The sequence below is a fragment of the Aquimarina amphilecti genome (genome assembly GCF_900109375.1).
GTDB lineage: Bacteria > Bacteroidota > Bacteroidia > Flavobacteriales > Flavobacteriaceae > Aquimarina > Aquimarina amphilecti.
In genome coordinates, this window is record NZ_FOAB01000003.1 from 241,056 (window position 1) to 254,222 (window position 13,167).

A 13,167-nucleotide genomic window follows, 5' to 3' on the forward strand; every position below is an offset into this window, starting at 1 on the left:
TTAGTTGTTATTGTTGTTTGAGTACTATTTTTGTTTTATCAGCTTTCTGGATTTTAGACATAAATTGTCTATATGCTTCATATTGTTCTTTAGGGTATCTACCATCATTTATTCTTAGCTCTCTAATGTATTTTAAGGTAGACTGATCTACTTTACTAACACTGCAAGAGTATACTCCAAAATCAGTTTCAAAAACTTTTCCCTCAGGAAGCTTATTAATTATATAGCCGGCGGGTAACTTTATTATATATTCATCAGAATCCACATAACCTCTTGAGATTACCAAAGCTGTTTTTCTGTCTTTGTATTTAGGTTTTTTTCTTATTACTCTATTAAAAACATTAGGAGTTATTAATAATCTAGTCCCTACTTTTGTAGCATAATTTGTTGCGTTAACTTTTACTTTCTCCTGATAAGTAACGTGATCTTTATCATCAATAAGATCTAAAGATAGAACGTTCAGATTATTGATATAACTCCAATATTCCTTAAAATATAGTTTTTGATCTTTAACAGGTTTTAGTTTGGTTAAATACCTCCAATCATACTGTAACCCTTTAGATTCTGATACAACTTCAGCTACCATGGAAGCATCTTCTTGCAGGAAAATTGTTGCAGTGGTATGTAATGTATTTTCTTCTGGTTTGTATTTTTTTGTTCTTTTAATTTCTCCTCCTTCTGGCTTAATGACAAGTACATTTCTATCATCTGTAAAGTCACCAATAAAATTAAAAGGTGCAGTTTGACTTGTACATTCTAACCAAATATCTTCTTCTTCGTTGGGGACATTTAATATCACATGATTCCCTTGCATAGAAGCAAAATCGTCATCTATATCTCTTCTTCTCGAATCTCCATAGACTATAGTATAGAATGAAGGAATATTTTGAGACTCTAAAAGCGCCTTAGTATAATTGGTTAGAGCTTTACAGTCTCCATAGCCTAATCTATCTACATCTGAAGCTTTCATAGGCATCCATCCACCGATCCCTAATTGGACGCTGATATACCTTGTCTTATTCTGTACATACTCATAGATTCGTTTAGTTTTTTCCTTTTTAGAATCAGCACCCTCTACTAATTCTGACATCTTTTTTATGACCTCATCCGGTAATTCGTCTCTTCCAGAAACTAAATTTTGATACTGCCATTTTCCCATAGTTTTCCAATCATCCGCAACTCCTTCTATATTTACTAAAGAAAAATTTCCCAAAGTTATTTTTCCAGAAGGCACTAGCTCTGAAAAAGGAGGACTTTGATGTTCCTTATTTAGCGCAGGAACCTTAGATAATATGTATGATATTTCATGATCTCCTTTCAAAATTTCTATAGGATACCCTACAAATGCTTTTTCTTTAGTTCTTAATGGTATTTTTTTTAAATTAATAACTTTATAAGAAGCATTCTCAACACTTAAATTATAATTGGTAATTGGAAACCAAGGTTCAATAAAAGCAGAGTTTTTAGTTTCTACTTCACTTTCATACACCATTGTATAAGGATAATCAACAGGAGTATACTCAAAATATATAAATCGATTATCTCCTATTAGTGAAAACCCATCATACATACTTCTATCACTAAAATCTTTTTTTCTAAACTCTTTAACTTCTTTCCCCAAAACATCAAAAACTGTTGCACGTACTCTTTTTATATTTGTCTGAGGATCATATGGTTCATAAGAATCTGCGTGACGATTCCCATATTTATTGAGTACTGTAACCACGCGCTTAGTTTTGATTGTAACAGAATTTATAGAATTAATCTGTATTACAATATCTTCTGACCTTACTATAGCATTCGCATTCTCAGTAAGTAAAGAATCTATAAGTATTGACTGTAAACTAAAATCTTCTTGACCACTTATTCTTGTATAAACACAAAGGAAAAGGGCAACTAAAACAAGTTGTATTCTTTTTAGCATATCAAATTTTATTCTAGGGTGCGGTTAATTATTCTTTATTTTTGGTGTCAAAAATTATAGTTACTGGACCGTCATTAATCAACGATACTTTCATATCAGCACCAAAAATTCCTGTCCCCACTTTTCTTCCGAAACTTTTTTCTAGTTGTTTTATAAACTCTTCATACAATGGGATTGCTTTTTCTGGTTTTGCAGCCTTAATAAAGCTAGGCCTATTTCCTTTTTTAGTGCTAGCGTGCAATGTAAATTGACTCACCACTATTGCATCTCCATCGACATCAAGAATACTTTTATTCATCATACCATTCTCATCACTAAAAATCCTTAGCCTGCTTATTTTTCCCGATAACCATAATACATCATCCTCAGTATCCTCTTCTTCAACTCCTAGTAAAATCAAAAGACCTAAATTGATCTCTGAAACTTTGTCCTCTTTTACTTTCACAGATGCTTCAGAAACTCTTTGAATTACAGCTCTCATTATGTATGTGTCTTTTATATAGAAAATGTTACCTTGAAAAATAAAGTTTTATTCTTCATCATAATTATTTTTACGGTAATGCTCTTCTTCTCCTTCTAGAATTTGCAAGTAACTTTTATAACGAGACCAAGCGATCTCTTCATTATCTAGTGCTTCTTTTACAGCACATTTAGGTTCATTTATATGTAAACAGTTATTAAACTTACATTGTTGTTTTAATTCGAAAAATTCAGGGAAATAATCCCCCACTTCTTCTTTTTCCATATCGACAATTCCAAAACCTTTGATACCTGGCGTATCAATAATTTTAGCACCAAAACTAAGATCATACATTTCAGCAAAAGTAGTTGTATGTTGTCCTTGTTGGTGTTGACCACTTATTTCGGCAGTTTTAAGAGATAGATTGGGTTCTATTAAATTTACCAAAGTAGATTTACCCACACCACTATGTCCGGAAAACATACTTACTTGTTCTTCCATTAAGGACTTAACCTTGCCTATATTTTTTCCCGTTTTTGCAGATATACCAATACACTCATATCCTATCTCTCTGTATAAAGCAGCTAGATATTTTATTTCTAGAAGTTCTTCTTCATCATATGTGTCTATTTTATTAAATAGCAGCACAGCTTTTATATCATAAGCTTCCGCTGTAACCAAAAAACGATCTATAAACGCAGTAAATGTTGGTGGATTATTGAGTGTAATCAATAAAAAAACCACATCAATGTTTGAAGCAATGATGTGGGTTTGCTTTGAAAGATTCACTGATTTTCTGATGATATAATTCCGGCGTTCTCTTATGTTTTCGATAACGCCAGTTTCTCTATCATTATTAGTTTCTAGTTTAAAATCCACTTGGTCACCAACTGACACAGGATTTGTACTTTTTATACCTTTTATTCTAAATTTACCTTTTATACGGCACTCATACACAGTGCCGTTATCGGTTTTAACGGTATACCAACTTCCGGTAGATTTATATACTATTCCTGTCATAAACGCAAAGATGCAAATAAATCTCTATACCTAATGAATATTGTACATAATTAAGACTTAGCAACCTTCTTCTGATGATTTATAGATTCTTGATGAATTGCCTTATATATTCTTAACATAAACTCTTCACTTAACCCCTTTTCTTCTCCTTCAAGAATCATTTTTCCTAAAATTTCATTCCAACGCTTAGATTGTAATATAGCTACATTCTGTTTTGCTTTAGCCTTACCTATCTCATCAGAAATTTTCATTCTTTTAGACAAAACATCTAGTAATTGATTATCAGCTACATCAATTTTTGCTCGTAATTCATTTAAAGTTCGCTGGTATGCCTCATCTACTCCTATTTCTTTACGAATTTTTAAATCTTTCATATGTTGTACTAAAGTTTCTGGTGTAATCTGTTGCGCAGCATCACTCCAAGCATTATCTGGATCATAATGAGTCTCTACAATTAAACCATCAAAATTAAGATCCAAAGCGGTCTGTGAAAGATCAAAAATAAGATCTCTTCTCCCTGCAATATGTGAAGGGTCTAAAATCAGAGGTAAATCCGGAAAACGATTTTGTAAATCAATTGGTATTTGCCATTCTGGAATATTACGGTACTTCGTTTTTTCATATGTAGAAAATCCTCTGTGTATCACACCTAAGTTTTTAACATCACACGTATAAAAACGCTCAACAGCTCCTAACCAAAGTGATAAATCCGGATTAATTGGATTTTTGATTAATACTGGATTATCAATACCTCTACAAGCTTCAGCAATATCTTGAACAATAAAAGGAGAAACTGTACTTCTAGCTCCAATCCATAATACATCGACACCATGTTCAAGTGCTAATTCTACGTGATGTGGGTTTGCTACCTCAGTAGCTATTTTCATTCCTGTTTCTTCTTTAGCTCGTTGCAACCATTTTAGCCCTAAAGCCCCTACACCTTCGAAATTACCCGGTCTAGTTCTTGGCTTCCAAATTCCTGCACGAAGTACTGTTGCGTCAGAATCTTTAAGTTGATGTGCTATCTTGACTACTTGTTCTTCGGTTTCTGCGCTACAAGGTCCCCCAATCACCAATGGGTGATTTAGGTTATATTCGTCTAACCAGTTTCTTAGTTCTTTCTTATTCTCCATTTTTATTTTTTATTCTCTATTAATAATCTGTTTTTAAGTGGTTATTTTATGAAATTCCTTTCAAAATTGTTTTTATATGATTGGTGTCTTCCATTTCTTTATAAATTTCTACAAAGTTATCCTCCTCCATCAACTCTTTAAACTGTGTAAGATTCGCTATATATTCAGTTAAAGTTTCGACTACATTTTCTTTATTATGCTTAAAAATAGGGGCCCACATTTCGGGGGAACTTTTTGCTAACCTTACTGTAGATGCAAATCCACTACCTGCCATATCAAAAATATCACGCTCATTTTTTTCTTTTTCAATTACCGTTTTCCCTAGCATAAAAGAGCTAATATGTGATAAGTGTGATACATATGCGATATGTTTATCGTGAGAAGCAGGATCCATATATCGTATCCTCATCCCTAATCTTGTGAAAATTTCCATTCCACGTTCTTGCAGTTTAAAAGCCGTCTTTTCTACTTCGCAAATGATATTAGTTTTACCACGATATAAATTTGCTATAGCCGCTTGTGGCCCTGAAAACTCAGTCCCCGCAATAGGGTGTGCTGCTAAATAATTTCTTCTTTTAGGATGATCATTTACAGAATTACACAACTTCTTTTTAGTAGATCCTACATCAAAAACCAAACATTCATCATTAATCTTATCTAGAATCTCTGGTAACAACTTTACAGTAATATCTACAGGGATTGATGTGATTACAACATCTGCCTTATCTAATTCTTCAAAACTTGATTTTTTATCTACAAACCCTAATGAAAGAGCTTTATCTAGATGTTCTTCATTTTTATCAACACCATAAATTTCGGCCTCATTAAAAGCTGCTTTGATATCAATAGCAAATGACCCTCCGATTAATCCAACACCTATAACAAATACTTTCATGCCTCTACTTGTAATCTTTTGATTGCTTCATTAATATTATTTTTAGTTACACACAACGAAAAACGAATATATCCTTTTCCATTACTCCCAAAAATATCACCTGGAGTTATAAAAACACTATTTTCATACAATATACTATCAATAAACTCTACTGCATTAATACCCTCTGGTAGTTTCGCCCAGACAAACATCCCCGTTGCTGTTTTATCATACGTACATCCTAAAATTGATGCTAGTTCCCAAATTCGTTCTCTTCTTTTATTATATATAGTATTCATTTCTGAATACCAACTCTCTGAAATATTTAATGCCGCAATAGCTCCTTTTTGAATACCTTGAAACATCCCACTATCCATATTACTTTTCACTTTTAGAATAGCTTCTATTTTATCATCGCTTCCACTAACCATTCCTACTCGCCAGCCAGCCATATTAAATGTCTTACTTAATGAATTTAACTCTAATGCAACTTTTTTAGCTCCAGGAATCGACAAAATACTTAATGGATTATCATTTAGGATAAAACTATATGGGTTATCATTAATCAATAAAATATCATGATCGGTTGCAAAATCTATTAACTTTTTAAACAAATCAATATTACCATTAGCTCCAGTAGGCATGTGAGGATAATTAACCCACATAATTTTCACCTTACTAAGATCTTTCTTTGACAAAATTTCAAAATTAGGTTCCCATCCATTACCAGCTACCAAATCATAGTATATAGGCTTGGCACCAACCAAATTAGTAACTGATGTATAGGTCGGATATCCAGGATTAGGAATCAAAACCTCATCTCCTTCATTAAGATATGCTAATGAAATGTGCATAATACCTTCTTTGGATCCCATTAAAGGCAAAATTTCATTTTCTGGATTTAAAATTACATTGTATTTAATTTTGTAAAAATCCGAAATAGCACTCCTCAATTCAGGAATCCCTTGATAACTCTGATATTTATGAGCGCCATCTAAAACGACAGCTCCTTGTATAGCTTCTACAACTTCTTTAGGCGGATCTAAATCAGGGCTACCTATCGCCATATTTAGAATTGGTTTTCCTGAAGCTGCAAGAGCTCTTACTTCTCTTAATTTTTTAGAGAAATAATACTCTTCAACTGTTTCTAGTCTTTTTGCAGTTTGAATACTCATCCGTTTTGATTTTTATATTCTCCTAAAATTTTAAGTTCTAATGCCATTATTTTTAATACTGAAACCGCTTTTTGATAATCCTCATATTTCGTAAACGTTACATCTACAAAAAAAGAGTATTTCCAAGGCATATCAATAACGGGCAATGATTGAATCTTAGTGAGATTCAACCCACAATCACTCATCACATTGAGAACAGTAGCTAAACTCCCTCTTTTATGATCTGTTAGAAATTTTAAGGATGCCTTGTTAATTTCTTTACTATCCACTCCAGAATCTTCTCTAGTCGTGAGTATAAAAAACCTTGTACAATTTGATTTAATTGTCTGGATTTCCTTTGCCAAAATATTTAATTGATATATGTTCGCTGCAGTTTCTCCTGCTACTGCAGCTACCCCTTTTAATCCTTGTTCTTTAATCCTTTTTGCTACATCTGCTGTATCCGAATCCTCTACCAATTTAATATGTGGTTGGTCTCTAAAAAACTCTTTGCATTGGAGCAAAGCCATTGGATGAGAATACACCTCTTTTATATCTGAAATTTCCTGTCCATTTAAAGCCATCAAACAATGATGGATTGGTTGAAAATACTCTCCACATATTGTCAAATCGTGCTCATCAATATATGCATAATTAGGTATAATTGAACCTGCAATAGAATTCTCTATTGCCATAACCGCATCAGTACTCTCTTTTTTCTCTAAACTATGAACCAGTTCCTGAAAAGACATACATTCATCAATATCTATTTGATCACCAAAATATGCTTGGGCAACCCCATGATGATACGATCCTTTTATTCCTTGTATGGCAACTTTTTTTCTCAAACGTTTTAAATTTTGATTTCAAAAAAAAATCCCGATTTTTCATCGGGATTCTAATTTTATAAATTTTGCTTATTTATTTACATAGCGATCCCGATCTTGCTTTTAAAATAAAAGAAGAAAAAATAAAATCGGTTCCAAGTAAACAAATTGCTCATTGTTGTTTCTTTAATACGTTGCTAAATTAGATAAAACTATTACCATACAAAATATTTTTTTGTTTTTTTCATTGATTCCAAGCTATTATCATCAAATATCAAATTTCTAACAAGAATCAATGAAATATTTTAAATAAACTAACCCGTATAGTAAGAATCTTTTAAGTTTTACAACACTAACAAACGTTAGTAATTATATTACTCCCAGCTCTTTACCTACTTTAGTAAATGCTTTCACTGCCTTTTCCAGATGTTGTCGATCATGTCCAGCAGACAATTGCACTCTAATTCGGGCTTTGCCTTTTGGAACCACTGGATAGAAAAACCCAATAACATAAATTCCTTCATCTAATAATTTGGCAGCGAACTCTTGCGCTAATGTAGCTTCATATAGCATTACCGGAACTATTGGGTGATCACCAGAAACTATATCAAACCCTGCTGCAGTCATTTCTGATCTAAAATATTTAGTATTTTCCTCTAGTTTATCTCTTAGAACAGTTGAAGAACTTAATAAATCCAACACTTTAATTGAAGCTCCTACAATCGAAGGAGCTACTGTATTAGAAAACAAATAAGGTCTAGATCGTTGTCTTAACATATCTACGATTTCTTTTCTTGCAGCTGTAAAACCACCAGAAGCTCCACCAAGTGCTTTACCATAGGTTCCCGTGATAATATCAATTCTACCCATTACATTTCGATACTCATGAGTACCACGACCTGTTTTTCCCAGAAAACCTGTAGAATGACATTCATCTATCATTACCATAGCTTCATACGTATCTGCCAAATCACAAATTTTATCTAATTGTGCAATGGTACCATCCATAGAAAAGGAACCATCGGTTACAATTAATATCCTTCTAGATCCTTTTGCTGACTGTAATTGTTTTTCGAGGTCAACCATATTATTATGCTCATATCTAAAACGTTTTGCTTTACATAATCGAATCCCATCAATTATAGATGCATGATTAAGTGAGTCTGAAATAATCGCATCTTCTGCTGTAAGGATAGGTTCAAAAACACCTCCATTAGCATCAAAAGCTGCCGCATATAGAATACAATCTTCCATTCCTAAAAATTCTGCAGTTTTTCGTTCTAATTCTTTATGGATATCTTGCGTACCGCAAATAAATCGAACAGAAGATAATCCATACCCATGAGAATCAATAGCATCCTTACCTGCTTTTATAACATCTGGATGAGATGAAAGCCCTAGATAATTGTTTGCACAAAAATTTAAAACATGTTTTGTATTTGTAGTATCTATTTCCGCTCCTTGTGGGGTAGTTATTATTCTTTCTGATTTATATAAACCTGCCGATTTAATCTCGTCTAGCTCTTTTTGTAAATCGTCTTTAATATTTGAAAACATTATGGTATTCTTTATTTTATTATTTACTAATTAAATTCAAATTGTAAGTCTATTAAACAAGACTACTAAAATATCAAAAGCTCTTTACTTTTAGAACCTTTCTTATACTTCTTCTGAAGTTTTTCGATCATTATCTCAGTAATATCTTTAAGATCATAACGAGGTTGCCATCCCCATTCTTTTTTAGCAGATGCATCATCAATTGATTTTGGCCATCTAGAAGCTATTTCTTGTCTGAAATCAGGTTTATAGTTTACTTTAAAATCTGGATATAATTTACGAATTTCGGAAACAACTTCTTCAGGAGAAAAACTAATTCCAGCTATATTATATGAAGTTCTTACTGTAATACTATCTTTAGGAGCTTCCATTAGTTCAATAGTAGCTCTTATAGCATCATCCATAAAAATCATAGGAAGCATTGTGTCTTGTTTCAAAAAACATTCAAACTCTTCTTCTAATACCGCTTTGTGGTATATATCCACTGCATAATCTGTAGTTCCGCCTCCAGGTAATGATTGATAGCCTATTACACCTGGATATCGAATTGATCTAACATCTAAGCCATATCTTAGAAAATAATATTGTGCCCAGTTTTCTCCAGCTGCCTTACTAATACCATACACTGTTGCCGGATTAAGGTATGCATTATCAGGTGTATTATCTAAAGGTGCTCCTTCCCCAAATACAGCAATTGAACTAGGAAAAAATACTTTATCTATATTATTTTCTCTTGATACCTCTAGAACATTAAACAGAGTTTTCATATTAATATCCCAAGTAGCCAGAGGTGTTTCTTCTCCTTTAGCCGATAAAATTGCAGCCAAATGATAAATTTGGGTAATCTTGTATCTCTCTACAACTTCCTGAATCCTATTCTTATTAGTAGCATCAATGATCTCGAATATCCCCTTATATTCCTCATTTTGTCTAAGGTCTGAAGCTATTACATTTTCTATAGTATATTTTTTTTGAAGTTCTTTTGTCAAAACAGAACCAAGTTGTCCATTTGCTCCAATCACTAAAACTTTTGTATCCATATCCCTCTTAAAATTTTAACACTTAACAAGCATTATTCACTTACTAAATTACTAATAGCAACTTTTATATCCGATTTTAATTAATATTTAAGTAATTATTCCTTTATATTTAATATTATTAAGTTTTATTTACTTTTATCACTAACATGACTAGCAATTTTGAAGTAATTTTTAATCGACATTAATGGACCAATTAGATCAAACCGATATCACAATCCTTAGAATTTTGCAAAAAGATTCTAAAAAAACAGCTAAAGAGATTGCTACTATCTTGAACTTAACACCTTCTCCCGTTTATGAAAGAGTTAGAAGACTAGAAAAGCAAGGTTTTATAAAAAAATATGTAGCAATTTTAGACAAAAAGCTCATAGATAGATCAATAACTACTATTTGTCAGGTATCAATGAGATATCACAATGAGGCATTTATTGAAAAATTCGAAGAACAAATTCAAAATCTAGATGAAGTTCAGGAGTGTTATCATATGGCTGGTCAGGTAGATTTCGTTTTAAAAATTCATACTAAAAGCTTAGAAGAATATCACGATTTTGTAAAGACCAAACTTTCTAAAATTGAAAATATTGGAGTTTTAAATAGCACATTTGTTTTAAAAGAAATCAAGCATTCATCTGAGTTTTATATCTAAACTGAATTGCTTGACAGATAATCTTTGAGCCAGAATGCTGTTTTTTTCATTTTTCGATTTAATGTCTTTTTATCCATGCTTACTATTCCGAACCTTGGAACATAACCTTCTGCCCATTCAAAATTATCAACTAGAGTCCAGAGCAAAATTCCTTTTAGATTAATTCCTTTATCAACAACCTTGTTCATACCATTAATAATCTTTTTATAATATTCAATTCGTTCAGAATCATCTTCTTTTTCTGATAATGCTATTCCACATTCTGAAAGCCACAAAGGTTTTTTCGGATCATAATTCGAAAATCTTTCTAAAAAATATTGAACTCCTTCTGGATATGTTTCCCATCCCATAACAGAAACAGGAACTTTTCTTTTTTTTGGCGTGACCAAAACACTTCCCAAATAAGGAATATACCAAGCACTTCTGACAACCTCTCTTGCATACGTTTGGATTCCCCAAAAGTCAAAATCAACTTTCATTTCCTCCATATCACCATCTTTTATAAATTTCTTAAATCTTTTTACAAGAGGTAGTTCTTTTTCAGGATATCCTAAACCAATATATGGTTCTATGCATAGACGATTCATTAATGCATCAATCCTCTTAGCGGCCTTTAGATCTTTTCTTTGATTAGAGTAGGAGTCAATTTTCGTACAGCTAACAGCAGTTCCTACTTCTAATCCTTTTCTTTCTTTTAAAATCCTATGACCTTTGGCTTGAGCTAATAACATATGATGAATACTAGCGCTAAAGTTTTTAATCCCACGTTTTCCGGGAGCATGTATTCCTAAAAAATAACCTGCTCCAACACAAACAATAGCTTCATTAAGAAGTATCCATTTTTTTACACGATCCGAAAAATGATCTTTAAGGAGTGTAATATAATTTTCATAATCAATAATTATTTCTCTATTCCTCCAACCACCTTTATCTTGTAAATTTTGTGGTAAATCCCAATGATATGTAGTAATCCAAGGTTCAATACCAACTTCTAAGCAATAATCGATTACCTTGTTATAAAATGCTATCCCTTTTTTATTTATTGACCCCGTACCTTTAGGTAAAACTCTTGACCATGAAATAGAAAAACGAAAAATTTTTAGACCTATATCAATTGACAGGTCAATATCTTCTTTATAACGATCGTAAAAATTTGTCGCTATCTGGTTATTGGATTTATCTTTAATTTTATGAGACTTCTTCGTAAATGTATCCCATATGGAAGGGCCTCTACCATCTCGGTCATGGGCTCCTTCAGTTTGAGCCGCGGCAATTGTGACACCCCAAACAAGATGATCGGTATTACTATCCATCGACAAGTAGAATACTATGAGAAAATAATCATTAATGTTTGAACAAACCCTTCTTAATAAAAAGGAATATCACAAAAAAAACAGCTTGCTGCATACCACATACCAACTTGGTAAAAAAACGCACTATGCTATTACTTAATTTATCAATTAACATATTAACTAGCTTTAGTTTATAAATTTAAAGAAATACATTACGCATAGTTTTACTTAAATATTATCTTAATGTTATTGATCAGTTTTTCATTTTTTTATTGGTTGTGTACACAATAAATATCGTTTTATGTACTTTTGAACATAACAGGTAGTTATAATACATATTTATGTCAATTTCAGTTTCAAATATTACGAAGATATATGATAATCAAAACGCCCTAAAAGAAGTTTCTTTTAAGGTAAATCAAGGTGAAATTGTTGGGTTTTTAGGCCCCAATGGTGCAGGAAAATCTACGATGATGAAAATCTTAACTACCTATTTGGATCCTACAGAAGGAGAAGCGTTGGTTAATGGTTATAACATACAGACACAATCTATAGAAGTACAGCGAAGTGTTGGATATCTTCCCGAACATAATCCGTTATATTTAGAAATGTATGTTAGAGAATATTTATTATTTAATGCACAAGTATATAAAATTCCTAAATCTAGAATAGAAGAAGTAATTATATTGACAGGCCTTCTACCTGAATCAAATAAAAAAATTAGTCAATTATCTAAAGGGTACCGGCAACGTGTTGGATTGGCTTGTGCTTTATTACATGATCCAAAAGTTTTGATACTCGATGAACCAACAACAGGTCTTGATCCTAATCAATTAGTAGAAATAAGAGAACTCATCAAATCTGTTGGAAGAGAAAAAACAGTCTTTCTATCCACACACATCATGCAAGAAGTTGAAGCGATGTGTGATAGAGTAATCATTATTGATCAAGGAGAAATAGTAGCTGATAAAAATTTAAACGAAATGACTGATCAAATGGATCAACTTATAGAAGTTGAATTTGATTATAGAGTCGAGGAAGCATTTTTATTGAAATTTGATCACATCAAAGATGTGAAGAACATTCACGGTTTTATTTATCAACTTACATTTGATACCACCACCGATATGAGATCCGCGGTTTTTGATTTTGCCCATGATAACGAATTAAAAATCCTTCAACTTTCCAGAAAAAATAAAGATTTAGAAAGTTTATTTAGAGAATTAACTAAATAATACTT

General features: G+C 32.1%; 12 protein-coding genes. 2 read left to right on the forward strand and 10 right to left on the reverse strand.

Features of this window, described 5'->3' with window-relative positions:
- Window positions 1–7: 7 nt before the first annotated feature.
- The 9 genes from BMY33_RS08790 to BMY33_RS08830 all read right to left on the reverse strand — a co-directional run bounded on the left by BMY33_RS08790 (window position 8) and on the right by BMY33_RS08830 (window position 9,989).
- Window positions 8–1,924, reverse strand: a complete 1,917-nt coding sequence (locus BMY33_RS08790) for a DUF3857 domain-containing protein (protein WP_091407606.1) — start codon at window positions 1,922–1,924, stop codon at window positions 8–10.
- A 28-nt stretch (window positions 1,925–1,952) separates the two neighbouring features.
- The gene (dtd, locus tag BMY33_RS08795) at window positions 1,953–2,405 is read right to left on the reverse strand and encodes a D-aminoacyl-tRNA deacylase (protein WP_091407608.1); all 453 of its coding nucleotides are present in this window, start codon (window positions 2,403–2,405) and stop codon (window positions 1,953–1,955) included.
- A 48-nt stretch (window positions 2,406–2,453) separates the two neighbouring features.
- Window positions 2,454–3,404, reverse strand: coding sequence for a ribosome small subunit-dependent GTPase A (gene rsgA, locus BMY33_RS08800; RefSeq protein WP_091407610.1), 951 nt, complete (start codon window positions 3,402–3,404; stop codon window positions 2,454–2,456).
- A gap of 50 nt (window positions 3,405–3,454) precedes the next feature.
- Window positions 3,455–4,537 carry a bifunctional 3-deoxy-7-phosphoheptulonate synthase/chorismate mutase type II gene (locus tag BMY33_RS08805; RefSeq protein ID WP_091407612.1) on the reverse strand — a complete coding sequence of 361 codons (1,083 nt, stop codon included), beginning with the start codon at window positions 4,535–4,537 and terminating at the stop codon, window positions 3,455–3,457.
- A 46-nt stretch (window positions 4,538–4,583) separates the two neighbouring features.
- Window positions 4,584–5,432 (reverse strand): prephenate dehydrogenase, encoded by an 849-nt coding sequence (locus tag BMY33_RS08810; protein WP_091407613.1) that lies wholly within the window; start codon window positions 5,430–5,432, stop codon window positions 4,584–4,586.
- Entirely contained in the window at window positions 5,429–6,586 is a 1,158-nt protein-coding gene (locus BMY33_RS08815; protein ID WP_091407615.1) for a pyridoxal phosphate-dependent aminotransferase, read from the reverse strand. Before BMY33_RS08815 ends, BMY33_RS08810 begins: the two co-directional genes overlap by 4 nt.
- Window positions 6,583–7,413, reverse strand: coding sequence for a prephenate dehydratase (locus tag BMY33_RS08820; protein WP_091407616.1), 831 nt, complete (start codon window positions 7,411–7,413; stop codon window positions 6,583–6,585). Before BMY33_RS08820 ends, BMY33_RS08815 begins: the two co-directional genes overlap by 4 nt.
- A 348-nt stretch (window positions 7,414–7,761) precedes the next feature.
- Window positions 7,762–8,949, reverse strand: a complete 1,188-nt coding sequence (gene kbl / locus BMY33_RS08825) for a glycine C-acetyltransferase (RefSeq protein WP_091407618.1) — start codon at window positions 8,947–8,949, stop codon at window positions 7,762–7,764.
- A gap of 65 nt (window positions 8,950–9,014) precedes the next feature.
- Window positions 9,015–9,989 (reverse strand): NAD-dependent epimerase/dehydratase family protein, encoded by a 975-nt coding sequence (locus BMY33_RS08830; RefSeq protein ID WP_091407619.1) that lies wholly within the window; start codon window positions 9,987–9,989, stop codon window positions 9,015–9,017.
- A gap of 184 nt (window positions 9,990–10,173) precedes the next feature.
- On the opposite strand from BMY33_RS08830, the gene BMY33_RS08835 reads away from it, so the two are divergent.
- Window positions 10,174–10,635 carry an Lrp/AsnC family transcriptional regulator gene (locus BMY33_RS08835; protein WP_091407622.1) on the forward strand — a complete coding sequence of 154 codons (462 nt, stop codon included), beginning with the start codon at window positions 10,174–10,176 and terminating at the stop codon, window positions 10,633–10,635.
- Here the strand turns inward: BMY33_RS08835 and BMY33_RS08840 are convergent.
- Window positions 10,632–11,948: a glycoside hydrolase family 1 protein gene (locus BMY33_RS08840; protein ID WP_091407623.1), complete on the reverse strand. Its 1,317-nt coding sequence runs from the start codon at window positions 11,946–11,948 to the stop codon at window positions 10,632–10,634. The genes BMY33_RS08835 and BMY33_RS08840 overlap by 4 nt on opposite strands.
- Before the next feature lie 320 nt (window positions 11,949–12,268).
- On the opposite strand from BMY33_RS08840, the gene gldA reads away from it, so the two are divergent.
- Window positions 12,269–13,162 carry a gliding motility-associated ABC transporter ATP-binding subunit GldA gene (gldA, locus tag BMY33_RS08845; protein ID WP_091407625.1) on the forward strand — a complete coding sequence of 298 codons (894 nt, stop codon included), beginning with the start codon at window positions 12,269–12,271 and terminating at the stop codon, window positions 13,160–13,162.
- The last annotated feature ends 5 nt before the right edge of the window (window positions 13,163–13,167 follow it).

Excerpts from the sequence above, each read along its gene's own strand:
- BMY33_RS08790 (WP_091407606.1), bottom strand. The coding sequence starts at position 1,924 with ATGCTAAAAAGAATACAACTTGTTTTAGTTGCCCTTTTCCTTTGTGTT.
- dtd (WP_091407608.1), bottom strand. The coding sequence starts at position 2,405 with ATGAGAGCTGTAATTCAAAGAGTTTCTGAAGCATCTGTGAAAGTAAAA.
- rsgA (WP_091407610.1), bottom strand. The coding sequence starts at position 3,404 with ATGACAGGAATAGTATATAAATCTACCGGAAGTTGGTATACCGTTAAA.
- BMY33_RS08805 (WP_091407612.1), bottom strand. The coding sequence starts at position 4,537 with ATGGAGAATAAGAAAGAACTAAGAAACTGGTTAGACGAATATAACCTA.
- BMY33_RS08810 (WP_091407613.1), bottom strand. The coding sequence starts at position 5,432 with ATGAAAGTATTTGTTATAGGTGTTGGATTAATCGGAGGGTCATTTGCT.
- BMY33_RS08815 (WP_091407615.1), bottom strand. The coding sequence starts at position 6,586 with ATGAGTATTCAAACTGCAAAAAGACTAGAAACAGTTGAAGAGTATTAT.
- kbl (WP_091407618.1), bottom strand. The coding sequence starts at position 8,949 with ATGTTTTCAAATATTAAAGACGATTTACAAAAAGAGCTAGACGAGATT.
- BMY33_RS08830 (WP_091407619.1), bottom strand. The coding sequence starts at position 9,989 with ATGGATACAAAAGTTTTAGTGATTGGAGCAAATGGACAACTTGGTTCT.
- BMY33_RS08835 (WP_091407622.1), top strand. The coding sequence starts at position 10,174 with ATGGACCAATTAGATCAAACCGATATCACAATCCTTAGAATTTTGCAA.
- BMY33_RS08840 (WP_091407623.1), bottom strand. The coding sequence starts at position 11,948 with ATGGATAGTAATACCGATCATCTTGTTTGGGGTGTCACAATTGCCGCG.
- gldA (WP_091407625.1), top strand. The coding sequence starts at position 12,269 with ATGTCAATTTCAGTTTCAAATATTACGAAGATATATGATAATCAAAAC.